Source organism: Methanoregula sp., from assembly GCF_041663825.1.
Classification (GTDB): Archaea; Halobacteriota; Methanomicrobia; order Methanomicrobiales; family Methanospirillaceae; genus Methanoregula.
Genome location: NZ_JBAYLY010000014.1, coordinates 37,204 through 62,153, shown reverse-complemented (window position 1 = coordinate 62,153; position 24,950 = coordinate 37,204). Strand labels below are relative to the sequence as shown.

Genomic DNA, 24,950 nt, shown 5'->3' with positions numbered 1-24,950 from the left:
AGGCAGGGGACGTTTGCGAGGGGCTAAAAAAAAGTTTGTCTCACCCTTGTTCTCCTACGATTACGGATCACCGGTTGTTTCGTTTCAGGTAGAGTGCCCATCCCCCGACAAAGAGCGCAAGAACGATGATAACCGCCGCGACCGGGAGGACCGGGAACCCGGTCTTCTTCGTAACCGCCGAGTACTGCGGTACGGTCACGCTCTCTGTCGAGGTTATCACATTGCCATCCGCATCCTTGTACGACAACTGGAGGGGAACAGTCATGCTGCGGGCGGCAGAGAACGTGACTTCGAAACTGCCAAAGTCGTCGGGTTTGAGCGTCCCGATCACGTAGGTTCTGTACGGATCCTCCGGGATCGCAGGAGCAATGGAGGTGACCGAGACCGCATTTGCCGTGGTAAGACCGGCGTTTGTAACGTCCCCTTTGACATGAATAATTCCCGAGACCGAAGTTACTTCTATATTGCTTGTTAACGGGTTTGCCTTCTTTTTATCCGGGGAGAATATGATGGGAACCTGAATGTCGGCGTGGTGATGGTTATCCCCGTTGTTGTACGACACGGTCACATTGAGCACGGTCTCATAGTCAGGTGTCACGGAAAAATTTATCGGGATGCTGGCACCCGATCCGAGGTTTCCGACATAAAGGGAGGAGGGCAGGATCTCTACACCGGGTCCTCCTGTGATCTCAACAACCACATTTTTCACGTTGTTTTTCCGGGGATTTGCGATCTGGAGGGAGATCGCATCCTTCTTTGCCCGGGTAAACGAGTCCGGCTTTGAAAGGACCGCGACGGTAAGAGGGGTGTTATCCACCTCCACCACTCCCCGGTAGTACAGGTTGTCCGCGTCGCGAAGGTTGAGCGAGAATGTCGGGAAATAGTATCCTTCTGGAGCCTCGGAAATCACCGAGAACTGGTACGTGCGGGACTGGAACGGGCCGATGGTCGCCGAGGTATCGTAGGTACCGCTGGTGAACCGTAAGTCCCTGTCGCCAAACGCGGCATGGTTTACCCCGATACTCTGGTTGGTATTCCCGTTTGTCACAACCACGGTCACGGTCCCGATATCGCCGGTGAAAAAAACACCCGGGTCAAATGACATATTTGCGACATAGATATTGTTTGCCGCTACAATGGATTCCGGTGTGGCAACTGCACCCGATTCCCCTATTCCTGCCAGAAGCCAGAGGGCAAGAAGTACACAGAGGCTGACCTTTTGCATTTACAGGCCTGCCAGTTTGTAGAGCTGGTAGATAATGAGCAGGATTACCGGGATGCCAACACAGATTGCGGCATCTCTCATCGGGATGTTCCGTGCCTGCTTTATCCCGAAGATCCAGGTGTTGGCACTCCAGAGCAGAAACACCATGGAGATGACTGCAGAGATCTGCGTGAATTCTACCATTGCCGGATCGTTTATGAGCGCGGTCGTCGCATCCTGGATCAGCTGAGGGTTCTGGAGTGCAGTCGACGTGAGCGTGGGGATGGCAACTTTCGGGAGGTACTCAAATGCTGCAACGAGCGTTATGAGCGAGCCTGCCACCAGCGGGACATAGCCATACCCGACCACTTCAAGGCACCGGCTGAAACTTCCGGTTCCCTTAAAAATTTTTGAGATAAGGTAGAACACACCGGCCCAGACAACCCAGACGACAAAGGTCATGATAAACGCCGCAATGACCGTCCCGATCAGGATGATCGCGCCCATTCCCTGCATTGCAGAGTCCAGCATGCCGGCGGTGATTACACCCGTGAAGTACCCGGCAGCAGCCGCGATGATCGCGCTGGCAAGGACAATAAGTCCCGGTACCGTGAGCTGTTCTTTTTCACCCAGTGCCTGTTGGAAAAACCTGTTCGGATTGATGAGAAGATCCATCCATGAAATACCCATAAGATCACTCTCCCGTAATGGGATTTGTTGAGAATATATGGTGCAGTTCTTGCACGTAAAATGCGTGGATAATATATTTTCAGATGTACCTGTTGACCTGTTTGACGGATTGTGGAGTTTTCCGAAGTTTTAGCCCTGTGCGCAGGCTTTGTTTATCATCCGGCTCCGCAGGCACATTGTACAAAAATTTACATAATATGCTTAAAGTGTACCACAATGTATATATTTATACAAAGTGAATAACCGGGCATGCAGACTAAGATCCTCCTTGATGAGGAGCAGATACCCAAAAAGTGGTATAATATCCAGGCAGACCTGCCCTCTCCTCTCGATCCCCCGCTTCATCCCGCCACACACAAGCCGATCGGCCCGGATGACTTAAAAGCGATCTTCCCGATGGAACTTATCCGTCAGGAAGTGACAACAGACCGCCATGTGGATATCCCTGAAGAAGTGCGGGACGTGCTCCGGCTCTGGAGGCCAAGCCCCCTCTACCGCGCCCACCGGCTCGAGAAGTTCCTGAAAACCCCGGCGAAGATCTACTACAAGTGGGAGGGAGTGAGCCCGGCCGGGAGCCACAAGACAAACTCCTCCGTCCCTCAGGCATACTACAACATGAAGGCCGGGATGGAACGGCTCTCAACCGAGACCGGGGCCGGCCAGTGGGGTTCGGCCCTCGCCTTTGCCACGATGCTCTACGATCTTGAGTGCACAATCTACATGGTCCGGTCGAGTTACACGCAGAAACCATACCGGAAGTCGATGATGAAAGTCTGGGGCGCGGAGTGTATCCCGAGCCCGAGCACGAAGACAAAATCCGGACGGGCCGTGCTCGAAAAAGATCCCGAGACGCCGGGAAGCCTCGGCATCGCCATATCGGAAGCAGTCGAGGATGCCGCAAGCCACAGCAACACGAACTATGCGCTGGGCTCGGTCTTGAACCACGTCTGCCTCCACCAGACCGTGATCGGTCTCGAGTGTAAGGAGCAGCTCGCCATGGTCGACGATTACCCGGACGTGGTGATCGGGTGCGTGGGCGGCGGCACCAACTTTGCCGGCATCTCGTTCCCGTTCGCGGGTGACAAGCTCACGGGAAAGCACAAGGATACTGATATCATCGCAGTCGAACCGGCGTCCTGCCCGAGCCTCACCAAAGGCCTGTACACCTACGACCTTGCCGATGAAGCGGGCTACACCCCGCTCCTCAAGATGTTCACCCTTGGTCATGACTTTGTCCCGCCCTCCATGCACGCGGGAGGCCTGCGCTACCACGGGGACTCGCCGATCGTTTCGCGGCTCGTCCATGATGGCGTGATGCGGGCGGTCGCTTACCACCAGAGCGAGGTCTTCGAGGCGGCCCAGACCTTTGCCCGGACCGAAGGGATCATTGTCGCTCCCGAGACATCCCATGCGGTGAAGTCCGCGATTGACGAGGCGCTCGTATGCAAGAAGACCGGCGAGGAGAAAACGATCCTCTTCAACTGCTCCGGCCACGGCAACTTCGATATGACCGCTTACGATGCCTTCTACAGCGGCCAGCTCGTGGACTACGAGTACCCGGACGAACTCATCAGGCAGGCGATCGGCCGGATCCCGAAAATTTCATAATTTTATTTATGCTCCGCATCGGTTTTCTCATTAATCCTGTCGCCGGTATGGGCGGGTCCGTGGGGCTTAAAGGCACGGACGGGAAGGCGGACGAGGCCCGGGAGCGCGGGGCAGTTCCCCGTGCTGCGGAAAGGGCGGCGATCACTCTCCGGATCCTTTCAACCGTTCCGGACCTTTTTTTTGTAACCTGCTCCGGTGAGATGGGGGAGGATGCCCTGCGCAGGTGCGGGATATCCTCGTACCGGGTTGCGTACGCGTGCCCGGGGATCAGCACCGCCGGCGATACAAAAAAAGCCGTCTCGGCATTCCTGGTGGAAAACGTTGACCTGATCCTCTTCTGCGGTGGCGACGGTACGGCACGGAATGTTTTTGAGGTTGCACAGCGGACCGTTCCGGTTCTTGGAATCCCTGCGGGTGTGAAGATGTACTCCGCGGTATTCGCGCTTGACCCGGCGGCTGCGGCGGCCCTTGTCTCTCAACCTTACAGCCTCCAGGATGCGGAGGTGATGGACGTGAATGAAGAAGCGTACCGGGCCGGGGCACTGGAGACCTCCCTGTACGGTGTTGCCCGTATTCCTGCCCGGGCCCATATGACGCAGTCTGCAAAGCAGGTGTTCGAGGAACCGGACGAGGAGCGGGCGAAGGCGGAGATCGCACGGTTCCTGGAGGAAGTGATGATCCCGGATTCCCTCTATATTATCGGGGCCGGGACGACAACAGTGGCGATCGCCCGGCGGCTCGGGGTCCAAAAAACTTTACTCGGGGTGGACGCGATCTGCAACGGCCACCTGGTTGCATCGGACGCCGATGAAAAAACGCTCCTTGCTCTGGCCGAAACCTATCCCGAAACGAGAATTATTGTCAGCCCCATCGGCGCCCAGGGTTTTATTCTCGGCCGGGGGAACCAGCAGATCAGCGCACCGGTGGTCAGGAAAGCCGGGCTGCGGAACCTGATCGTTGTTGCAACGCCTCACAAACTGCGGGAGACACCCCTTTTGTATGTAGATTCCGGAGACCCGGCACTCGACCGGGAATTCGGGGACTCAATCCAGGTGATCTCCGGTTACCGGATTGCCCAGCGGAAGAAAATTTTCCAGTCGTTGTAACGTGCAGGGTACCGATCATGCGGTCCCGGATCCTTGAGTGATAAAAAAAGAAGGATGTGACAGGCATTACCCGAGGGGCGCGATGGTCTTTTTATACATCTCGTTCAAGACCTGAGCGAGACCTGCGTAGATCGCCAAGAATCCGCAGAGGATCCCCTCGTATCCTGCGATCACCGTGATCGTCCCGTTGCCGGTCACATCCCCGAGGGCGAGCAGGAAGAACAGGATCGTAAGCGTCCCAAACACCAGCTGGAGCGCCCGGTTCGCTTTCAGGGTTCCGATGAACATGACGAGCGTGAAGATCCCCCACATGGCAAGGTACGCGGCCATCGCGGTTTTGTCCGGTACATCTGCAAGGCCCATTTTCGGGAGCACCAGAAGGGCAACCAGTGTCAGCCAGAACAACCCGTAGGAGGTAAACGCGGTCGCCCCGAACGTGTTGTTCTTCTTCCACTCCTCGATGCCAGCAATGATCTGCGCGAGGCCCCCGTAGAAGATCCCCATGGCGAGGATCATGGAACCCAGTGCAAAGAATCCCGCATTGTGCAGGTTTAAGAGCACGGTCGTCATACCGAACCCGACAAGGCCGAGGGGCGCCGGGTTTGCCGTTATGTCCAGATTTTTGACGGTAGTCACCTGTTGTGGCGTTTCATTCTGCATGGTATACTCTCTGGTTTGTGGTTTTTCTCACCATTTTTCATTCATCTGTCGTTACCGGTATTCTGCACCCTTTATTCATCGAGTGTCGAGACATCTCCGAGGTCCAGACCCAGTTCTTTTGCCTTCAAGACCCGGCGCATGATCTTGCCGCTGCGGGTCTTCGGGAGCTTGTCGACAAACTCAATCTCGTGCGGGACTGCGATGGGCCCGATTGTCATGCGGACGTGATACATGAGGTCCTGTGTCAGTTTCTGGCTTGGCGAGTTGCCGACACGAAGGATGACGAAGGCCTTGATGGAATTCCCCCTGATGGCGTCGGGTTTCCCGATCACCGCAGATTCTGCCACCGCATGGTGGGAGACAAGGGCACTCTCCACTTCTGCTGTCCCGATGTTGTGGCCGGAGACGATGATGATGTCATCGGCCCGGCCGATCACCATGATGTACCCGTCCGTTCCCTTGACCGCAAGGTCACCGGCGGCATAGCACCCTTCAATCGTCTCCCAGTATTTCCGGTACCGCTCGTCGTTCTTGTACACCGTACGCAGCATCGATGGCCACGGCTTTTTGATCACAAGGAATCCACCGGTGCCCGGAATTACCGGCTTCCCGTCCTTGTCCACGACATCCACTTCGACGCCGGGGATTGCCTTGCCCACGAAACCGGGACGCATCGGTTCGCCGGCCATCGTGGTGATGATCTGCATACCGGTCTCGGTCTGCCACCAGGTATCCACGATCGGGCACCTGCTCTTCCCGATCACCCGGTAGTACCATTCGAATGCCTCCGGGTTGAGCGGCTCGCCGACAGACCCGATGATACGCAGAGAGCTGAGGTTGTACCGGTCCGGCCACGCCTCCCCGACTTTCATGAAGGTCCGGATCGCAGTCGGTGCCGTGTAGAACACCGAGATCTGCTGCTCCTCGATCAGCTTCCACCAGCTGCCGGCGTCCGGGTAGTCCGGGGTAATCTCCGTGATAAACACCGTTGCCCCGACCGCGAGCGGGCCGTACACGATATAACTGTGGCCGGTGATCCAGCCGGGGTCTGCCGTGCACCAGTAGATGTCCCGCTCCTTGAGGTCAAAGACCATCTTCGTGGTATAGTACGTACCGACCATGTAACCGCCGCAGGTATGGACGACACCCTTGGGTGTGCCGGTTGATCCGCTCGTATAGAGAATGAACAGCGGATCTTCTGCGTCCATCACTTCGGCAGGACAGTATGCCGGTACGCCCTCCATGATCCCGTAGAAATCATGCTCCCTTCCCGGGCGGAGTTCAACCGGGGGCTCCCTGCGCCTCCGGTACATTACGATGTGTTCCACGGAGGGTGCATTGTCGATGGCCTCTTTTACGATAGTGATCAGGGGAATTGCCTTGCCGCGCCGGATCGAGATATCTGCGGTGATCACCACTTTTGCCTCCGCATCCTTGATCCGCATGTTCAGCGCGGTGGTCCCGAATCCGGCAAAGACGACGGAATGGACGGCCCCGATCCGGGCACAGGCGAGCATCGCGATGAGCTGCTCAGGCACCATGGGCATGTAGATACAGACCCGGTCGCCTTTTTTCACGCCGAGATTTTTAAGGCCGTTTGCAAATTTCATGACCTCGCCCAGCAGGCGCTGGTACGAATATACCCGCTCCTTTCCCTCCTCTCCCCGCCAAATCAGGGCCACTTTGTTCCGGCGGTCGCCGGTCACATGGCGGTCAAGGCAGTTGGCGGTAATGTTAAGCTGAGCGTTCAGGAACCACCTGGCATAGGGATACTTCCATTCGCAGATCTGATCCCATGGCCGGATCCATTCGAGATCTTTTGCCACCTCCCCCCAGAACGCATCGGGATCGGACAGGAACCTCTCGTAGGTTCTCTGGTAGTCTCCTATCCATGAGGCACGCTTGTACTCCGCATCCGGCGTATAGTACTTCGCGTTCTCCACCAGTTTGACATCAAAGTCTTCGTTCATCTCTCCCCAAATTTTACACTATTAATCATGTTAAATTGTTATATAAATTTTAGTGATCCGGGGATATACCCGGACAGTGAATTTATCTGTATATATAAAAATCTCTCTCCTGTCACCCGATACTGCAGAAATAAATTAAATCCCGCAATTTACGGGCAAATTTGTCAAAATATGAAAATACAAGAATCATTATCTATCGGAGTCTTTCAATATTGTATTAATGCTGGTCAGAATGAAGGGATGCATGCTCGGTGCGGCTGTGGGTGATGCCCTTGGCATGCCAAACGAGAGCACGATGCCCGGTCTTTCCAAGATGAAATACGGGTACCGCAGGGCATACAAGGGGCACCCCAATAACCGTCTTGCCGCCGGCCAGTACACGGACGATACCCAGACCATGATCCTCGTGGCAACGCTGCTTGCTGACGGGAAGTACACGGACGAACGGTACGGGCTTGCCTTAAAGGAACTTTACGCGAGAGAAGTACTCCGGTTCCCGGATGGCTCGGTATCTGCCGCCTGCGATCATATGTTTTCCGAAAAAATTCTTGCGTGCGGCGTGAAGTCCACGACTGCCGGGTGCCTGCCCCCCGCCCTCCCGTTTGCCCTAGCCTACCCCGATATCCATGAAGGTACCGAGCGGGCGGTCCGGGCCTGCTCGGTGACCCATACCCACCCGGCAGCCCACGCCGCGGTCTCCACGTTTATCACGCTGTTGTATTACGCGATCCATGAGAGCCCCGACCCGGTAGACAAAGCCCTGCAGCAGGCGCAGAATGAGGATGATGTTCTGGGCAGCAAGATCCATAACGCCCTCAAACTGGAAGCGGAGGGGACGGAAACCGATACCGCAGTCCTCAGGATCGGCAACGATGTCTCGCTGTACCAGACGCTTCCCATCGCATTTTTCTTAATCAAAAGGTACGAGCGCCCTGCCGACCTCCTGACCGTAGCTGCCCATGTTGGCGGGAACACCGATACGATCGGTTTTCTCTGCGGGGCATACCTCGGGGCGAGCAAGGGCCGCGATGCCATCCCGGCCGACCTGCTGGAGAGTCTGGAAGACCGGCAGCGGATCGAGATCCTCGCCCAGCGGATCTTCGATATTTACACCCGGAAACTCGAAACCTGATCCCCTGCGGGGCACCCGGAAATCCGGGTTAAAACGCTTAATTTTGCTCTCTTTTTGCTTATAACCGGAATCTTTGCATCTCCTCCCCGCAAAGGGTTAAGTTTTCAAAAAAAAATACACTCCTGTATGAAAGTTGCGATTGTCGGGGCTTCCGGGTATGCCGGTGGCGAGCTGGTCCGCCTCCTGGTCCACCATTCTTCTGCGGAGGTTGTCTGCGCCACCTCCCGCAAACTGGCAGGGACACCTCTCGATCAGATCCATCCCCATCTCAAAGGATTCACGAATCTCAAATTTGAGAACCTGGCACCGGATGCCATCGATGCAGATGTGGCATTCCTCGCGGTTCCGCATACCGCGGCCATGTCCATCGCAGGAAAACTCCTCTCGCGGGGCATCAGGGTTGTCGACCTGAGTGCCGACTACCGCCTTCCAAAAGAGACGTTTGAGAAGGTGTACGGCGTCCCGCACACGGATTATTTCCCCGCCCCGTACGGCATCCCCGAGCTGCACCGGAAGGACTGTGTCAACGCAAAGTTTGTCTCAAATCCCGGGTGTTTCCCCACCGGGGCGACCCTTGCCGCGGCCCCCCTCGCAAAGTATGCCCATACCGTGATCTTCGATTCAAAGACCGGAGTAAGCGGGGCCGGGGACAACCCGTCTGCGACAACGCATTATCCCAATGTCGGGGACAATATCAGCCCGTACAAGTGGACCAGCCACCGCCATCTCGCGGAGATGAAACAGGAACTCTCAAAACTCGGGTCAAAGGCGAAGGTCTACTTCACCCCTCACCTCGTCCCGGTGAACCGGGGGATCCTCACCACCGCCCATATCCTGCTCGATGAACCCATGGAGACAAAAGAGGTCGAGAAGCTGTACCAGGACTTCTACAAGGACGAATTTTTCGTCCGGTATCAGAAGCCGATGCTCTCTGCCGTCCGGGGGAGCAACTTCTGCGACCTGATGGTCGAGAGCGAAGGCCTGCGGGTCGTTGTGGCTTCAGCGATTGACAATCTGGTGAAAGGTGCAAGCGGCCAGGCAATCCAGAATATGAATATCATGTGCGGCTTTAAGGAAACCGACGGCCTTGTGGCTGCCGGGATGCTGCCGTAAGGAGGAATACCATGGAATATAAGAGCATCTGTGCGGTCAGGGGAGTTACCGCGAACGGGATAAAGGAAGGAAAGTTCGGGCTCGCCCTGATCCGGGCAAGCGGGACCGCTGCCGGTGTCTTCACCGAGAACCTTGCGCGGGCCGCTCCCATCGAGCTGATGCGCAAACAGATTAAGGCCGGAAAACTCGAGGCCGTCATCGCGAACAGCGGCTGCGCGAATGCGTACACCGGGAAACGGGGGTACAATGACGCGGTGGAGATGACCGAGTACGCCGGGTCAGCGCTCGGCCTTGAGGCAAACACCATCGGCGTTGCAAGCACCGGGGTCATCGGCCGGTACCTCGATCTCCCGCTCATCCGGCGCCAGTGTGCCGGGGTCGCGCTCAATCTCAAAGCAACGCCCGAAGCGGAGGATCTTGCCGAAAAGGCGATCATGACGACCGATACAAAGCCCAAGCATGCGCTGGTACAGCGGGAAGGCTTCACCATCGGGGCGATTGCGAAGGGAAGCGGCATGATTGCGCCCAACATGGGCACCATGCTCTCGTTCATCTACACTGATGCCGAGATCGAGGCAAAACCGCTCAAGGCTGCGCTCAAACTCGCTGCACAGCGGACGTTCAACAGGGTCGTTGTCGATGGCGATACAAGCACGAACGACATTGCGCTCTGCACGGCAACCGGGGAAGCGGGAAAGGCAAACGAGAAAGAGTTCTCGGTCGCGCTTGAAGAGTGCTGCCGCATCCTTGCCCGGCAGATCGCAGCCGATGGCGAAGGGGCAACAAAGCTCCTCGAAGTCACCGTAAAGGGCGCTCCCAAAGAGTCCGCAGCCGCAAAAGTTGCAAAGGTCATTATCGAATCCCCGCTCGTGAAGACCGCGGTCTATGGCGAAGATCCCAACTGGGGGCGTGTCGTGGCGGCAGCAGGCCGGGCCGGCGTGAAATTTGACCCGAACGCGGTCTCGCTCTGGATCAGCGACGGGAAGAACAAGTACCCGCTCGTGAAATCCGGCGAGATCATCGCCGATCTCGCGAAGGCAAAAGCCGCGATGCACGGGAAAGAGGTCATCTTTATTCTTGACCTTGGAGCGGGAAAGGAAGAAGCCACCGCGTGGGGCTGCGACCTCACCGAGAAGTACGTTGAGATCAACGGGAGGTACACGACATGATGAAGCGCGAGGACGTCCTCATGGAGGCCCTCCCCTATATCCAGCAGTTCCACGGCAAGACGATCGTCATCAAACTGGGCGGCCACGCGATGGTCGACCCGGTTGTCCTTGAAAATGCGATCCGGGACGCGGTGCTGCTCCACTACGTCGGGATCCGTGTCGTGCTCGTCCATGGAGGCGGGCCGGAGATCACCGAGAAGATGAAGGCGCTCGGGAAAGAGTCGGTCTTTGTCGGCGGGCTCCGGGTCACCGATCAGGAGACGCTGGAGATCGCCCAGATGGTGCTCGTCGGAAAGATCAACAAGGGCATCATCTCCCTGATTGCCAAATGCGGCGCAAAGGGTGTCGGGCTCTCGGGAAGCGATGGCAACATCATCATCGCAAAGAAGCTGGATCTCCAGAAGGTCAATGTAAAGGGTGTGGAACAGGAAGTGGACCTCGGGCATGTCGGGGAGATCGAATGGATCGATCCGTCGCTCCTCAACACCCTCCTCGATCAGGGGTACATCCCGGTGATTTCACCCATTGCCATCGACCGGTTCGGGGGCAGCCTCAACATCAACGCAGACACCGCTGCCGGGGATATTGCCGTGGCGCTCAAGGCCTACAAGCTGATCAACATGACCGATGTCGATGGTGTCATGGACGCGAAACGAACCCATGTCTTCCGCAGGCTCACGATCAATGAAGCCCGCGATCTTCTCACTTCAGGTGCGATTGGCGAGGGCATGATTCCGAAAGTGACCTCGGTCATAAAAGCGGTCGAGAACGGGGTCAAGTACTCCCACATCATCAACGGGAACGTCGAGCACAACCTGATCCTCGAGCTCTTCACCCACGATGGCGTAGGGACGATGATCTCCCTCCAGTAGGTTTTTTTGCCGGACGGGTCAACACTCCACTAGAGACAAATCCCGCAATCACAAAGGATACAGGTGTCACCGGATGGACAGGATCATCAAGATTTTTATTGCCGTGTTTGCCATAATCGCCGCTGCCACGGTTGCCGTTATTCTCGTAACCTCTTCGGGTACCGCGACGACCACCCCGACCACTGCCGTTGCCGTAGATATCGGTGATGGCAGCACCGTGTTTTTCTTCTATGGCGAGGAGTGCCCGCACTGCAAGAAAATCGAACCCTTCATCGATAACCTCTCGAAGAAATATCCCGATGTCGAGATCCAGAAACTTGAGATCTGGCATAACCAGACCAACCAGCAGATCTATACCTCGGTAAATGCGGCGGCCGGCATCACATCTCCCTCCGGTGTCCCCGAGATCGTTGTCGGGAAAGTAGTTCTTGTCGGGGAAGTCGAGATCCCCCAGAAACTCGAAGCCTACGTGCAGGCCATTGAAAAAAAAAAGGTGAATCCGGCACCATAAGCATAACGCCGGTCCCCTCTTCTTTTAACACTCCCCTCACCGCATACTTTTTCTATGGCGACGGGTGCAGCCATTGCGATGCCGTAAAGCCCTTTGTCGAGGAGACCTCCTCAAAGTACCCGTCGCTTGATCTCGCGCAGCTGGAGGTCTACCATAACACAACGAGCCAGGCCCGGTTCTTTGCCATGGACAAGGCCCTTGGCATTGACTCGCCCGGGGTGCCCACGATAATTATCGGGAACGTGGCACTTGTGGGCGAAGACCAGATCCGGGACCGGCTGGACGCGGCAATCCGGCAGGAACTTGCCTCCCCCACCCGGAATGCAACGGCAAATGGCACAGTAACGGCGAACTGCCCCGGGACGGTCTCGTCCCTGACCGTGCCCCTTGTGATCGTGTGCGCCGGGATCGCGAGCATCAATCCCTGCGGCCTTGCTGTTCTGATCATCCTGCTCCTCTCGATCATCGCGCTCCAGACCCGCCGGCAGGTCCTGATGGTCGGGATCACCTTTATCGCCGCGGTCTTTTTGTTTTATTTCATCGCGGGCCTCGGCTTCCTCTCCTTTATCAACAACTCGGCAACGGGGATCTCGTCCCTTATTGCAACAGCAGCGGCGGCAATAGCGATCGTGCTGGGCCTGGTAAATATCGTCGACGCTGCGGTACGAAAGGAGGGGTTCCTCCTTGCCATCCCGGTGTCAAAGAAGCCGGTGCTTGAGCGGTACATCAGGACCGCGACACTTCCTGCAGCGTTTGTCCTTGGCGTCCTTGTCGGGATCTTCGAACTGCCTTGCGCCGGCGGGCTGTATCTCACGATCCTCGGCCTTGTGAGCAGCACCACGACTCTTGCAGAGGGCATTCCCTACCTGCTCCTGTTCAACCTTATCTTTATCCTGCCGCTGATCGTGGTCCTGCTGGTGGTCGTCTTCGGGCTACCCCCGGAGCGGGTCAATACCTGGCGGCTCGAGAACCGGCGGATGCTCAGGTTTGCCATTGGCCTTGCGATGGTGGCTGTGGGCCTTGTGATCCTGCTGGTCCCCTCGTTCCACTAGCGGGTGCACAAAAGGAGTACTGGTGCACCGGATGGATTTCCCGTTCAGGTGCAACAGATCCTATTAAGCATCCCGGGGTGGATGACTTCTTTATTAATCCCGATAGGGGGACAGGGCGTCCATGAAAAACGTGATCTATTATTTTACCGGCACCGGCAATTCGCTTGCCATTGCACAGAAGATCGCTGCTGCACTGGAGGACTGCGAAGTAATTCCGGTAGCATCGCTGAAAGATTCCCAAACGATTGCCCCGGTTGCAGACCGGATGGGATTTGTCTGCCCGGTATACTTTCTGGGCCTGCCCCTGATGGTGGCAGAGTTTGCCGGCCGGCTCGATCGTTCCCGCGCCGGTTATACCTTTGGGGTTGTCACCTTTGGCGGGAGCGGGAGCGAGCCGACGCTCCGGCAGCTGGACACCCTTATCAGGAAACAGAACAAGCGTGGCCTCGACGCCGGCTATTTGGTGAAGATGCCCGGGAACTATATCCTCATGTACGATCCCCCGTCCGGGAAAAAACAGGAGGAGATCTTTGCAGCGGCCGACAACCTGCTGGGAGAGATAATCCCGGCCATCGGACGGTGCGAACACCATAAACTCCCCTGGTCGCTCATCGGTGCGCTCATCCATGCGGCAGCCTACCCGTGGTTTGTCTCCCATGCCCACAGGAAGGCACGGGAATTTACGGTTACTGACGCCTGCACGTCCTGCGGGACCTGTGCAGAGATCTGCCCGGCGAAAAATATCGACATCGTGGAGGGTCGGCCGGTCTGGAAGGACCGGTGCGAACTCTGTTTAGGGTGCATCCATCTCTGCCCGGCACAGGCAATACAGGCAGGTAAAAACACGACCGGGCGGCCGCGGTACCGGAACCCGGAGATCACCATTGCCGATATGAAAGCAAAAAATCAGGGCAATCCTTAAGGCCGCCATCGGTGTGCCCGGACGCTGATGCGACAACCGGGGCGTGGGCATCTGAAATCCCTGGCGGGTGGGATCCGGATCCCGCCTGCATCCGCGAGCGTGTGTTTTCACAAAAAAACATCAGTAACTGCAAAAAAAGAATGAAAATTATCGGACTATTCTTTTTGGCGGGACGGATTTACCCATTGTCGCACGCTGTTCTTTCTCGTTCATCGAGATCAACGTCTCAAAGATGGTTTTTACCGGGACAGGATCGATATGATTTGCCTTTGCGAGTTTCATCACGTACTCCAGCACATCCGTTTTCCGCTGGTTGTCGTGGACCGGTATCCCTTCTGTCTGCTTGACTGCTGCGACTTTTTTGGCCAGGTTCTGCCGTTGTGCGATGAGGTGGATGATCTCCTCGTCGATCTGGGTAATCTGCGCACGGACCTCTTCAATCGTCATACAAAAGTACAATTGCCGGAAAAAGGGATAAACGTGATGACAGCGCCGCGTGGTGTCGGACACGAAAACAGATATGACTCAACACACCCTATCTGATCCGGTGGTCTCATGCTCGAACGAATTACCCGGCGCGAGGAAGCTGACCTCTTTGTCGCGTGGATTGCTATATCCATCTCATTTGCGATTATCTTTATCTCGCCCGGCGGGTTTCTGAACTTTAATTCCGGCCGTGTCAGTGCCTTTACCGCTCTTGTCTACTTTGGGATGTCGCTTATCGTGGTCTTTTTCGGATTCATCCTCCACGAAATGGCGCACAAGTTTACCGCGATAAAATACGGGTACTGGGCCGAGTTCCGGAAAGACAATATGATGCTCCTTGTCGCAGTTGCCCTGGCCTCCCTTGTGGGTGTCGTGTTTGCAGCCCCGGGTGCGACGATGATCTACAACATGCGGGCCGATGGCAGGCAGATCAGCCGGGAGGAGACGGGGAAGATCTCGGCTGCCGGACCGATCACGAACCTGATCCTCTGTATCCCGTTTGCCGGGCTGCTCCTCTACGGGGGTATATCCTCGGGTTTTGGAGCAAACATCTTCACCCTTGTCGGGATCATTGGGCTTCAGGTCAACGCGATGCTTGCGGCGTTCAACATGTTGCCGGTCAGTGTGCTTGACGGCAGGAAAGTGCTCGCGTGGAACCCGGCGATCTTTGTGATCCTGATCGTCGCCGCGTTTGGTGTCCTTGTGGGATCGTTCTATCTCGTAACGATCTAACTTTTTTATGAAAAAAATACCTCTTACTATCAATTAATTAAAAATTGTGCTTTGTAGAACTCCCGCGAGGGGAGCATAAAAAACGCTCTTTGAGGCTCCACCCCCGCCTCTGTGGCATCCCCCATTTACGATAGTGCTGTATTACCTGTAGGCAATACTTGTGAGATTTTTCTGACAGGTAATACCGAGTGCATCGCACTGCGACCCGTTCCCCCACTGTGACTGCCTGAACGCTAGCGGTGAAGACCATATCATTTGGCAGCTTCGGGAACCTACTGGATGAGGAAATCATACGAGATTCCACAAAGAGATTTAAAAAAAACGAATTGGTTAAAGAAAAAGATCTCATAAATCAATAAAAAATCTTAATAATTTACTTGGGGTGAATTATGTCTAGAGAAAAAATAATATATTAAAGGTTTAACAAGAGAGTTATACTTTAGAGGAATGATTTTGCGATTTCTTGAAAAAATGATTAAGAAAATTGAGGGGTTACTCGCCGAATCGGAGTTAAATTTTTTCTGGGGATTTTGTCTTTCAATGACATTCTACATTTTTCTTTGTATCATGTTAATAATTCAAAATTCTAGCAAAGATAGCCTTCAGTTAGTCCTTATGTCAATTCCGAGTTTCTTACTAGTTGTTGTCACACTGGCTTACGTATTATTGACTCAAAAGTTGGTCAAAACAAATCAAGCTCTCTTTGATGCGCAATCATCACCCTGCGTTATTGCATATTCATCACTCATTCCTGATGGCAATACCGGTTTTATTTATTTAAATATTGAAAATGTTGGGCCCGGAGTTGCTCGAAATATTGTTTTTAAAATTATTCCGTCTGATTTACGTATATTAGATGGAGATTTTAATTCACATTCGTTAATTAAAACCGGAATTTCAATATTGGGGCCCCAACAAAGACAACGAATGAAATTGTGTGGTGCCGATCTCGATGGCAATTGTGAACGGTTCTTTTTCCCTGAGAATATCCCAAAATTTCAAATAATAATTAATTATGAAAATTCTCTCGGAAAAAAAATAGGACCGGAAATTTTTATTATTGATAAGGAAATGTACAAAAATCAATAATTATCATATATTTTCAGAATTGGAGGGTATTTATGACAAGAATTCTTGAATTGGAAGACCGACTAGATGCGTTAGAGAAGTATGTTAAGAGACTTGATGAATGTGAAACAAAAATTAAGACATTAGAAGGAAAGATCGCAAAATTGGAAGCTGAAATTAAACGATTGAACAAAAAAACTAATCCTAACCAGATAAATCAAGATTTAGGGCATCAATTCCTATTACGAGGAGGACATTAAGGATTAAATTTAATTATTGATCCCATTACTTTGAGTTTCTTTAAAAAAGTTATGCCATTCACGGCCCCGGGTTTTTCAGTTTTTCCATATCCCGCACGACCTTCACGCCCTTTTCGTATGCCTCTTTTAACGCGGTTGGATGGTTTTTGATCCCGTTGTACATATCCATGTTGTTCGCAACAATATTTTCAGAATAGTCAAACCCCGTACCGTGGAAGAGGGCCGTGATCGCCGGAAAAGCGCTGTCGAACACGTGTGCCTGGTTCTGCCCGGCGGTCGAAATGAAGACACCCTTATGTTGTTTGATGTGGTCTTCGGAGAATTCCAGTGTTTTGAGGATAAATTTTCGTGCCCAGAGATACTGCGCCCGGTCGATAAACCCTTTGAGCTGGGCGGTGATTCCCATACTGTAGATGGGGGAGGCGACCGCGACGCAGTCGGCGGCAAGGATCCGGTCAAAGAGGCCCGGGGCATCGTCGTTTACGATACATTTGCCGGTCTTGTGACAGGCATTGCAACCCCGACAGGGGGAGTAATTGAGATCGTTGAGCACCACTTTCTCCACGATTGCCCCCGCTGCCCGGGCCCCGTCAAGGAAACTGTCAAGAAGCGTCTCGGTGTTCCCGTGCCGGCGCGGGCTGCCGGATATCCCAAGGACCGTGACGGTCATTTTCCGGCTCCTGCACCCAGCCGGACTTTGAGTTCGGTAATAACCGCTTTCCCGAGAGCCTCCGCATCTTTTCGGGCTGTGGGGTGACGTTCGATCGCTCCTTTTTCATCCACGCCGTTTACCATCAGGTAGCGGATGTCTGCGTCCTTTATGTCGATCACGTGGTAAAAGCACTTGACCGAGGGCACCGCCGCGTCAAAGACATGCGGCCATGTCTGCCCGGCCGTCGCGAGGAAGACACCCATGCGTTTCCCGATCCGCTCCGGGGGAACAACCGGAAGTTTGAGCACATATTTCCGGGACCGGAAGACCTGCGCCCGGTCCACGAGCATCTTTACCTGCGAGGCAAGGCCCATGCAGAAGATAGGGGAGGAGAGGACAATGCAGTCCGCTTCGATAATCTTGTCGTGGTACGTGTCCATCCCGTCGCGCTGGATGCACTTGTTGAGTTTCTCGCACGCGTTGCACCCCCGGCAAGGGTTAATGTTTGCCTCGGTGAGCGGGACCTTCTCAACAGTCACGCCCGGTTCTTCTGCCATGGATGCGAGCGTCCAGTCAAGCAGGGTCTCCGAATTGCCGTGCCGGCGCGGGCTTCCGGCAAACGCGAGGACTTTTACGGGCATAGATGATGCTTGGCGATGGTGGCACAAAAATCATTGGATGCGGTACCGCGGGTACGGTTTCCTCCCTTTTCGTGTGCATCAGCGATCAAGCCGCAAAAACCGTAGTGAGATGTACATCTGATTATCAGATGTAAACTTGATTATCACATGTACATGTGACAAAATTCTCACAGTTCACGACGGGAAGCCGGGCCGGAGGGGGGTGGGGGTACCCCTCCGAAAAAAAAGAAGGGGCCGGTCATTTTTCATGAAAGGGGCGAGGGACCCCCCGGGGGGTCACCTCACATGAGGGTGCGACCCCTTACCGGTTATTTTTGTTTTCCGGAAATCCCGCAGCAGATGTACGGTAATGGTGCATCAACAAAAATCTTAAAAAAAATCAAAAACGGGAGTCCGGAACGGTACTTCCGGCCCGGTCATACGCTCTTAAAACAGAGATACCAGTCCTTGCACTCGTACCCTTCGCTCAAACGCTTCTCCATCTCGGCTGCGGTCTTTGGCGGCGCCACGACCACCTTGTCACCCGGCTGCCAGTTCGCAGGCGTCGAAACCTTGTACTTGTCGGTCGTCTGGAGCGCTTTAACAAGCCGGATTATCTCTGGCATGAACCGGCCATTCTGCAGCGGATAGTAGATCATCGCCCGCATGATGCCCTTGTCATCGATGAAGAACACGCACCTTACGGCGGCCGTCGAGCTCTGCGCCGGGTGGATCATGCCGTACTTCTTTGCCACTTTCATGTTGAGGTCGGCAATGACCGGGAACGGGATGGCAACACCCATCTTTTCCCTGATGTTTCTCACCCAGGCAAGGTGCGCCGACACGCTGTCAACCGATAACCCGATGAGTTTCACGTTGAGCGCCGCAAGTTCATCGTGAATCGCGGCAAACGCCATGAACTCCGTTGTACAGACCGGGGTAAAATCGGCGGGATGCGAAAACAGCACCACCCATTTCCCTTTCAGGTCAGAGAGTTTGATCGGGCCCTGCGTGGTCTCCGCTTCAAAGTCCGGCGCAGGTTCACCCAGCACCGGAAAACTTATGCATGCTTCTTCCGTCATTCCAGCAGCCTTTGGTTACTTCTTCATCACTTCATCAAGCTGGGCCTTGCCATAGACATAGGCCGGCATGCCCGACAGGAGGAATGTGACCCGGAGCGCCTCTTCCACCTCGGCTTTTGTGACACCGAGATTTGCCGCCCCTATCAGCTGGGCATGGACCGCGTGCTGGTCGCGGAGTGCCGCTGCAATCGCAATCGCGATCAGCTTCTTGGTCTTCCTGGTGAGCTTGCCATCATCCCAGATGTGATCTTCCAGTTTGATAACGAGGTTGTACATCCCGGGGTCGTTTACCGTCAGTTCCTTGAAGAACTTGGGCACTTTTCCGATCTTCTTTCCAAGGCTTTTGAGTTCTTTTTCGGTACCTTTCCTTACTACAGGTTTCTTTGTAACAGGCTTCTTTACTACCATACTCATTCACTCTTCCAAATTCATGGGTTCCCCGCAGCAGATCAGTTCTCCGCCGCCGGCTTCTTTCACGATCACAACATTCCCGCAGATCTCGCACTTGAAGACCTGCCCTTCCGCGGATACGTTCACCATACTCTCAATTCATCCTTTCGTTAAACGGGTTGATCCACATGCACGTGCTTTTTTCGCAAACAGGCCCCGAAAATTCCCCAACGGGCCTCCCGGGCATTCATAACTGGCAGTACCGTTGCCGGAAAAATAAGAAATTACTGGAAACTCTTACCGCGTCTGGGCGGATTCTTTGCATCTTCAGGAGTCTTGATGTCCGGGCGGATGTGGGTCATCGGGAAACACTGGTACTCCTCACAGGAACAGGCCGGGCATTTGCGGAGATCCTGCTCGCTCTTGTCGAGAGTGTACTCCTTGCCGCAGTCAATACACACGTACTTTCCCGGCCCGACCTTCTGGCCTGCCGTATACGTCTTTTGTTCGGTCAGATTTATCACCAGACTTCCCTTCTATGTCAATAATATATATCAGTTGTGTTCGTACACCCGTGCCCGTCGCCAGCGGACGTTTCTGTCGTCCTTTTTTTAAGAATGCGAAAGCTATATTGCGTTTTTTTCCCCAATGCTGGTATGGTAAAAAAGATCATCGGGCTTTTAGGCAGCCCGCTCCCTGAAGGCAATACCGCACAACTGCTGACACGGGCGATGCAGGGTGCCAGGGACGCCGGCTGCGAAGTGGAGCTCATCCCGGTGACCTGCTTAGAGTTTCAGTCCTGCCAGGAGATGTTTTTCTGCCGGGATCATGAGACCTGCATCCTTGACGATGACATGCAGCAGATCTTCCCGAAATTTGCAGACATGGACAGCTTGATCCTTGCTACTCCGGTGATGACGATGGGAATTCCCGGTACCCTCAAATCGTTCATAGACCGGTTCCAGGTTTTTTTTATGGCCAAGTACCACCGGAAAAAGCCACTGGTTTCTCCGGCGAAAATGGCGGGGCGGAATGGTCTTTTCATCTCCATCTCCGGTATGGATATACCGGAAGTGTTTGTCGGGGCAAAACTGACCGTCAGGGCTTTTTTTGATATCATCGACTGCCAGTACCATGATGAGCTCCTGATAAACGGCATGGACCGGATCAAGGATATCAGGACGCGGCCGGATCTGCTCGATGCGGCGTACAAAAAAGGATTTGCCCTGGGAACGTCGCTTGCTGTACCCGGGCCGTCCCCGGAGAATGAATGAATTGATGTCAGATTTCGTCCACTCCATCCTGTAAAGGGGACCCGGCGGACCAAAAAATTGACCGATAAGGATACCGCTACGGTACATCAGAGATTATTACTCTTTCCGGGCCGCCGGTCTTTTGACCCACAGATTATACCAGCCCTTTCTCTTTCATGCTGGAAAATCCGGTCTTTGTGATGATGATATGGTCGAGTAACTGGATCCCAAGCAGGACCCCTGCCTCCTGAAGTTGCCGGGTGACCGCGATGTCCTGTGCGCTTGCTTCAAGCGATCCTGACGGGTGGTTGTGCACGCAGATAACCGATGCCGCCCGGTCGGTGATCGCCCCGACAAATACCTCGCGGGGGTGGACAAGGCTGTGGTTGAGAATACCGATCGTGACAACACGGTTGCTGATCACTTCACCAGCCCCGGTAAGACTGATACAGATGAAATATTCCTGTGGTTTTTCCCGGTAGGTGCCTACGAGCGGCAGGATATCCTCTGGCTTTTTGATCGTTATGGCGCCGGTTGGTTCGTACCTGCGGCGCCCGAGTTCAAGGCAGGCCATGATCTGGGCGGCTTTTGTCGGCCCGATACCTCCGATGGCCAGCACGTCTTCATACCGGATCTCCCGGGTATGATCGCAGAACATCGCCGCAATATCCCGGGCGATCGTCCGGACATCCCGGTTTATCACACCTCTTCCGAGAATGGCCTCGATGAGTTCGGTGTCGGTGAGTGCAGCCACGCCTTTTATTGCGATTTTTTCCCTCGGGCGGTCATGCTTGGGGACATCTTTCATTTTTTTCATGATATGACCCGGGACAAAAATACGCGGGCAGGCACCTGTTCATGCATACGTATGCGTGGTTTTCCCGCATCTAAAACTTCTTTCATTTATTCCGGCAAATGCCGGGCTCCGGACCAGTCTGTGCACGGTTATGCCTCATGAAGAATCTATAAGTAACACTCGGACTATACCTTCCCGTATGACAACCCAAAAGAATGCAATGGACGCATTTGCCGGGGAATCGCAGGCAAACCGGAAGTATCTTGCGTTTTCGGAAAAAGCCGCTGCTGAGGGGTTCAAAAATATTGCCACTCTTTACAAGGCAGCATCAGAGGCCGAGGCCATACACGCAAAGAAACTCTTAAAAGTGCTCGGGGCAATCAACGCCACCGATAAGAACCTCGAAGGCAGTATCGAAGGCGAGACCCACGAGTATACCTCCATGTATCCCGCTTTTGTCAAGGAGGCTGAAGCCGAGAAGAAGAGCGATGCGGTGCTTGCGTTTACCCTTGCCATGAAGGCCGAGGAAGTGCATGCAGGCCTGTACAAAAAGGCGCTTGCGGCGCTTAAAGCCGGTCACGATCTCGGCAGGGAAACGATCTACCTTTGCCCGGTCTGCGGCAACATCGAGATTGGAAAGGCCCCTGACAAGTGCCCAATCTGCGGGGTATTCGGAAAACAGTTCCGGGAAATTACCCTTTAACTTTTTTTTATATACTGCTTCGTGTATCCGCACCCGCCACCCCGCATCAGGTAATGGCGTCAGATGTTTATGGTTTGCTGCGCCGCTTATGGGCCCAGACGATGACCACTATAAGAGCAATCAGTGTCGCCCATGATGCGGAGTAGATCATGATGATCGGGTATTCGAGGATTACCTTTGGCAATGACGATACCGGGTTTGTGGTCTTTTGTTCCGTGCAGGTGAACGTGAGGCTTACACCCGCCGGGAACCGGGCCGGGCCGCCGAAGTAGTGCACGAGCACCGTGGCATTGCCCGATGCAATGGTGCCGGTGACCGGAGCGTTGTTCGTTGCCGGGAAAGCGACCGCCCGGGTGATCCGGGTATCCTGGTCTTTGAGTTCCACGTACCATTCGTCGGGATAGGTTTTTGGATAGTCATCCGTGGCACGCACGGTCAGCTGCGAGCCGGGAGGAACAAAAATATGCCAGATCCCCTCTTTGCTCCGGTTTGAAAAGGTCAGATCCGTTGTGGCAGTCTCTCCGGTACCGAGCGTGAGTGTGCCCGAGGGAAGAATGGCAGGTGCCGTGTTGTTGGCAAGTGACAGGATGCCTGTTCCCGGGGCAACAGTACACTGGAACCGGTCATCCATGATCGCCCCGTAGGTGAGCGCCCGGTTGTAGATCCTGACTTCGTCGATTCCACCGATTAGATAGTGAGGAGCGTTTTTACCGGGCGTCTCTGCCGGCCCTGCATCAGCGCCGACCTGGACAGAATTGGGATCTGTGTAGTGGATTGTGCCGGTTGCATTTACCTGGTTGCGGAGAATGCCATCAAGATAGATTTTTGAGGTCAGGCCGTCATAGGTGCCGGCCACGTGGTGCCATTGTCCGGGAACAATACTTTCGTGCGGGACGGACACGGACACTTCACCGGTCCTGTCAAGATTAATCGTCCACCAGAGATCGTCTCCGTCAGCGAACCCGAGCCGGTACCCCCCATCATTATAATACGCAGAGAGCAGCGTCTGCGGTGTCGTATCGTCCACGTAGAACCAGAGAGAGGCCGTGATGGCATCGGCAGGATGGTTCAGGGATGTGTACGGAATGGATACATAATTTGCATTTCCGTCCAGTACCAACGCTTTCACACATCCGCTGTTCTCAACCCGGACTGCGTTGCCGTGGATTGTTCCGGTGTTTCCGTGCCCGGATGCGTCAAGGGCGAGAGTGCCACTTCCCTCGTTGAAGTTGAGATAGACCACCGGAGCATCGGAAACCGGGGTTGTGACTGATGCTGCGGCGGCGACAGAGGTACTGAGCAGTACCACAAATACAATCCCCAAAATAATTTCCCAGCAGTGTTTACGGCCGGCGTACGTGTGCATGGTACTGTACCTGTATGAAGGGTGTATTAGGGCTCACGGGAAAAGAAATTTGCGCTTCTGAGGAATTGCTCCTCACCATGCAACTGCACAATGTTTATATCCGCGAAAAAACCTCTTCGCATTCATGAGCATGGTTACCGTTTATTCCACCAAAAACTGCCCATACTGCCGGATGGCAAAGGCGTTCCTCGATAAGCAGGGTGTGACCTATACCGCCATCGATGTCGGAGTAGATGCAGTTGCGGCCCAGAAAATGATTACTCTTTCGGGCCAGCGCGGGGTACCGGTTATCACGGTCGATGACGAGATCATTGTCGGGTTTGATTCCCGGCGGTTGAACGAGCTGTTCGGGACGCCTGCGACAACCGATACCTACGATGTCCTTATCGTGGGCGCCGGCCCGGCCGGGCTGACCGCCGGGGTGTACTGTGCACGAAAACTTTTAAAGACTCTTATCGTGTCGGAAAATATCGGCGGCCAGGCGCTGGAGTCATGGGCGATCGAGAACTACATGGGCTACCGGATGGTCACCGGCGAAGACCTGATGAAAAAATTCGAGGAGCAGGTGCGCACGCTCGATGTCCGGCTCGAACTCATACGGGTGAGCGGAATCGTGCAGGCCGAGGGAATTTTTGAGGTCACGACTGCATCCGGGGCTCTCCTGAAAGCAAAGAGCCTGATCCTGACGCAGGGAAAACAGCCAAAGAAACTCGGCGTGTCGGAGGAAGAGAAGTATCTCGGGCGCGGGCTCTCGATCTGTTCGACCTGCGACGGGCCGCTCTACAAGGAAAAGAAGGTGGCGATTGTCGGCGGCGGGAACTCGGCTGTCCAGACTGCGATCGAGATGAGCGGGATCGCGTCGTCCGTGAGCCTGATCGTGAGGAGTACGATCAAGGCGGATCCGGTCTACTTAAAAAAGCTCGAAGAGATCAAGAACATCACCGTGCACCAGCACTCGCAGATTACCGGGCTTTCGGGCGACCAGTTCCTCGATCAGATCACGATAAAGACGGAGGGCCAGCCCGACCAGAACATCGGGGTCGATGGAGTCTTTATCGAGATCGGCTGGACCCCGAACACGGAGATCCTTGACGGCCTCGTGGATTTAAACGACTTGGGCGAGATTATCGTGGATGTCGATGGCAAAACGAGCCGGGCCGGGGTTTTTGCGGCCGGGGATGTGACCTCGGTGAAAAGCAAGCAGATTATTATCGCGGCCGGGGATGGGGCGAAGGCTGCGCTTGAGGCGTATGAGTATTTGATGAAAACTAGGTGATTTTTTTACGGTTATCCGTGTACGTGCCGGGTGTAGTTTCAATCCTTATTCTCCCGGAGGGTCGAAGTTTTTTTTATCGATACGGAAACGGGTTTGGAAAGGGCAAATCAATTAAAAATTCTGCATCCTATAAAAATCCTCCGACGTGAACCCTCCCGAATCCCCTCCGGCGCCCCATATCCGCGTTCTTTTCGATCCCACATCCGCCAGCACCTTTTCTAAAAAACCGGCCGCAGGAACGCTGCTATTAGGTGCCG

At 54.5% G+C, this 24,950-nt stretch carries 28 protein-coding genes; 15 read left to right on the top strand and 13 right to left on the bottom strand.

Annotated features, from left to right (window positions below; translation table 11 throughout):
- Positions 1–67: 67 nt before the first annotated feature.
- Positions 68–1,225, bottom strand: coding sequence for a COG1361 S-layer family protein (locus WCX19_RS08190; RefSeq protein ID WP_373006991.1), 1,158 nt, complete (start codon positions 1,223–1,225; stop codon positions 68–70).
- Positions 1,226–1,894 carry a YIP1 family protein gene (locus tag WCX19_RS08185; RefSeq protein WP_373006989.1) on the bottom strand — a complete coding sequence of 223 codons (669 nt, stop codon included), beginning with the start codon at positions 1,892–1,894 and terminating at the stop codon, positions 1,226–1,228.
- Between the two features lie 249 nt (positions 1,895–2,143).
- Here WCX19_RS08185 and WCX19_RS08180 point away from each other — a divergent pair, with 249 nt between their 5' ends.
- Both WCX19_RS08180 and WCX19_RS08175 read left to right on the top strand, forming a co-directional pair.
- A complete protein-coding gene (locus tag WCX19_RS08180) occupies positions 2,144–3,502 on the top strand; it encodes a TrpB-like pyridoxal phosphate-dependent enzyme (RefSeq protein WP_373006987.1) in 1,359 nt (452 codons plus the stop codon).
- A gap of 47 nt (positions 3,503–3,549) precedes the next feature.
- Positions 3,550–4,608, top strand: coding sequence for an ATP-NAD kinase family protein (locus WCX19_RS08175; protein WP_373006985.1), 1,059 nt, complete (start codon positions 3,550–3,552; stop codon positions 4,606–4,608).
- 66 nt (positions 4,609–4,674) lie between these two features.
- Here the strand turns inward: WCX19_RS08175 and WCX19_RS08170 are convergent, their stop codons facing one another.
- Together WCX19_RS08170 and acs are read right to left on the bottom strand one after the other, a co-directional pair.
- Positions 4,675–5,268, bottom strand: coding sequence for an acetate uptake transporter (locus WCX19_RS08170; RefSeq protein WP_373006983.1), 594 nt, complete (start codon positions 5,266–5,268; stop codon positions 4,675–4,677).
- A gap of 71 nt (positions 5,269–5,339) precedes the next feature.
- The gene (acs, locus tag WCX19_RS08165) at positions 5,340–7,238 is read right to left on the bottom strand and encodes an acetate--CoA ligase (RefSeq protein ID WP_373006981.1); all 1,899 of its coding nucleotides are present in this window, start codon (positions 7,236–7,238) and stop codon (positions 5,340–5,342) included.
- A gap of 220 nt (positions 7,239–7,458) precedes the next feature.
- Here acs and WCX19_RS08160 point away from each other — a divergent pair, with 220 nt between their 5' ends.
- From WCX19_RS08160 to WCX19_RS08130, 7 genes are all read left to right on the top strand, one after another.
- Complete coding sequence (locus tag WCX19_RS08160) at positions 7,459–8,370, top strand: ADP-ribosylglycohydrolase family protein (protein ID WP_373006979.1); 912 nt, start codon at positions 7,459–7,461, stop codon at positions 8,368–8,370.
- A gap of 126 nt (positions 8,371–8,496) precedes the next feature.
- Positions 8,497–9,483 carry an N-acetyl-gamma-glutamyl-phosphate reductase gene (gene argC, locus WCX19_RS08155; RefSeq protein WP_373006977.1) on the top strand — a complete coding sequence of 329 codons (987 nt, stop codon included), beginning with the start codon at positions 8,497–8,499 and terminating at the stop codon, positions 9,481–9,483.
- A gap of 11 nt (positions 9,484–9,494) precedes the next feature.
- On the top strand, positions 9,495–10,652 hold the full coding sequence (argJ, locus tag WCX19_RS08150) for a bifunctional ornithine acetyltransferase/N-acetylglutamate synthase (protein ID WP_373006975.1): 1,158 nt from the start codon (positions 9,495–9,497) through the stop codon (positions 10,650–10,652).
- Positions 10,652–11,524 carry an acetylglutamate kinase gene (gene argB / locus WCX19_RS08145; RefSeq protein WP_373007017.1) on the top strand — a complete coding sequence of 291 codons (873 nt, stop codon included), beginning with the start codon at positions 10,652–10,654 and terminating at the stop codon, positions 11,522–11,524. Before argJ ends, argB begins: the two co-directional genes overlap by 1 nt.
- A 73-nt stretch (positions 11,525–11,597) precedes the next feature.
- Entirely contained in the window at positions 11,598–12,035 is a 438-nt protein-coding gene (locus WCX19_RS08140; RefSeq protein ID WP_373006973.1) for a thioredoxin family protein, read from the top strand.
- Between the two features lie 185 nt (positions 12,036–12,220).
- A complete protein-coding gene (locus WCX19_RS08135; RefSeq protein ID WP_373006971.1) occupies positions 12,221–13,087 on the top strand; it encodes a cytochrome c biogenesis CcdA family protein in 867 nt (288 codons plus the stop codon).
- Between the two features lie 121 nt (positions 13,088–13,208).
- Positions 13,209–14,009 carry an EFR1 family ferrodoxin gene (locus tag WCX19_RS08130; RefSeq protein ID WP_373006969.1) on the top strand — a complete coding sequence of 267 codons (801 nt, stop codon included), beginning with the start codon at positions 13,209–13,211 and terminating at the stop codon, positions 14,007–14,009.
- A 147-nt stretch (positions 14,010–14,156) separates the two neighbouring features.
- On the opposite strand, the gene WCX19_RS08125 is transcribed toward WCX19_RS08130, so the two are convergent.
- Positions 14,157–14,456, bottom strand: a complete 300-nt coding sequence (locus tag WCX19_RS08125) for a chorismate mutase (RefSeq protein ID WP_373006967.1) — start codon at positions 14,454–14,456, stop codon at positions 14,157–14,159.
- Positions 14,457–14,564: 108 nt separating this feature from the next.
- On the opposite strand from WCX19_RS08125, the gene WCX19_RS08120 reads away from it, so the two are divergent.
- From WCX19_RS08120 to WCX19_RS08110, 3 genes are all read left to right on the top strand, one after another.
- Positions 14,565–15,227 carry a peptidase M50 gene (locus WCX19_RS08120; protein WP_373006965.1) on the top strand — a complete coding sequence of 221 codons (663 nt, stop codon included), beginning with the start codon at positions 14,565–14,567 and terminating at the stop codon, positions 15,225–15,227.
- Between the two features lie 453 nt (positions 15,228–15,680).
- Entirely contained in the window at positions 15,681–16,316 is a 636-nt protein-coding gene (locus WCX19_RS08115; protein WP_373006963.1) for a hypothetical protein, read from the top strand.
- A gap of 32 nt (positions 16,317–16,348) precedes the next feature.
- On the top strand, positions 16,349–16,555 hold the full coding sequence (locus WCX19_RS08110) for a hypothetical protein (protein WP_373006962.1): 207 nt from the start codon (positions 16,349–16,351) through the stop codon (positions 16,553–16,555).
- A gap of 58 nt (positions 16,556–16,613) precedes the next feature.
- On the opposite strand, the gene WCX19_RS08105 is transcribed toward WCX19_RS08110, so the two are convergent.
- The 6 genes from WCX19_RS08105 to WCX19_RS08080 form a co-directional block, all read right to left on the bottom strand.
- Positions 16,614–17,225, bottom strand: coding sequence for a flavodoxin family protein (locus WCX19_RS08105; RefSeq protein WP_373006960.1), 612 nt, complete (start codon positions 17,223–17,225; stop codon positions 16,614–16,616).
- A complete protein-coding gene (locus WCX19_RS08100) occupies positions 17,222–17,848 on the bottom strand; it encodes a flavodoxin family protein (protein ID WP_373006958.1) in 627 nt (208 codons plus the stop codon). The genes WCX19_RS08105 and WCX19_RS08100 overlap by 4 nt, the downstream gene beginning before the upstream one ends.
- Before the next feature lie 416 nt (positions 17,849–18,264).
- Positions 18,265–18,909, bottom strand: coding sequence for a peroxiredoxin (locus WCX19_RS08095; protein ID WP_373006956.1), 645 nt, complete (start codon positions 18,907–18,909; stop codon positions 18,265–18,267).
- Positions 18,910–18,924: 15 nt separating this feature from the next.
- Positions 18,925–19,317 (bottom strand): carboxymuconolactone decarboxylase family protein, encoded by a 393-nt coding sequence (locus tag WCX19_RS08090; protein ID WP_373006954.1) that lies wholly within the window; start codon positions 19,315–19,317, stop codon positions 18,925–18,927.
- Positions 19,318–19,323: 6 nt separating this feature from the next.
- A complete protein-coding gene (locus tag WCX19_RS08085; RefSeq protein WP_373006952.1) occupies positions 19,324–19,449 on the bottom strand; it encodes a desulfoferrodoxin FeS4 iron-binding domain-containing protein in 126 nt (41 codons plus the stop codon).
- A 134-nt stretch (positions 19,450–19,583) separates the two neighbouring features.
- Entirely contained in the window at positions 19,584–19,823 is a 240-nt protein-coding gene (locus WCX19_RS08080; protein ID WP_373006950.1) for a hypothetical protein, read from the bottom strand.
- Positions 19,824–19,955: 132 nt separating this feature from the next.
- Between WCX19_RS08080 and WCX19_RS08075 the strand changes: the two genes are divergently transcribed.
- Positions 19,956–20,573, top strand: coding sequence for a flavodoxin family protein (locus tag WCX19_RS08075; protein ID WP_373006948.1), 618 nt, complete (start codon positions 19,956–19,958; stop codon positions 20,571–20,573).
- A gap of 133 nt (positions 20,574–20,706) precedes the next feature.
- On the opposite strand, the gene radC is transcribed toward WCX19_RS08075, so the two are convergent.
- Positions 20,707–21,369: a DNA repair protein RadC gene (radC, locus tag WCX19_RS08070; protein WP_373006946.1), complete on the bottom strand. Its 663-nt coding sequence runs from the start codon at positions 21,367–21,369 to the stop codon at positions 20,707–20,709.
- Positions 21,370–21,547: 178 nt separating this feature from the next.
- Here radC and WCX19_RS08065 point away from each other — a divergent pair, with 178 nt between their 5' ends.
- The gene (locus tag WCX19_RS08065) at positions 21,548–22,051 is read left to right on the top strand and encodes a rubrerythrin family protein (RefSeq protein ID WP_373006944.1); all 504 of its coding nucleotides are present in this window, start codon (positions 21,548–21,550) and stop codon (positions 22,049–22,051) included.
- A gap of 67 nt (positions 22,052–22,118) precedes the next feature.
- On the opposite strand, the gene WCX19_RS08060 is transcribed toward WCX19_RS08065, so the two are convergent.
- Complete coding sequence (locus WCX19_RS08060) at positions 22,119–23,417, bottom strand: LamG domain-containing protein (RefSeq protein WP_373006942.1); 1,299 nt, start codon at positions 23,415–23,417, stop codon at positions 22,119–22,121.
- A 124-nt stretch (positions 23,418–23,541) separates the two neighbouring features.
- Here WCX19_RS08060 and WCX19_RS08055 point away from each other — a divergent pair, with 124 nt between their 5' ends.
- Positions 23,542–24,693: an FAD-dependent oxidoreductase gene (locus tag WCX19_RS08055; RefSeq protein WP_373006940.1), complete on the top strand. Its 1,152-nt coding sequence runs from the start codon at positions 23,542–23,544 to the stop codon at positions 24,691–24,693.
- The last annotated feature ends 257 nt before the right edge of the window (positions 24,694–24,950 follow it).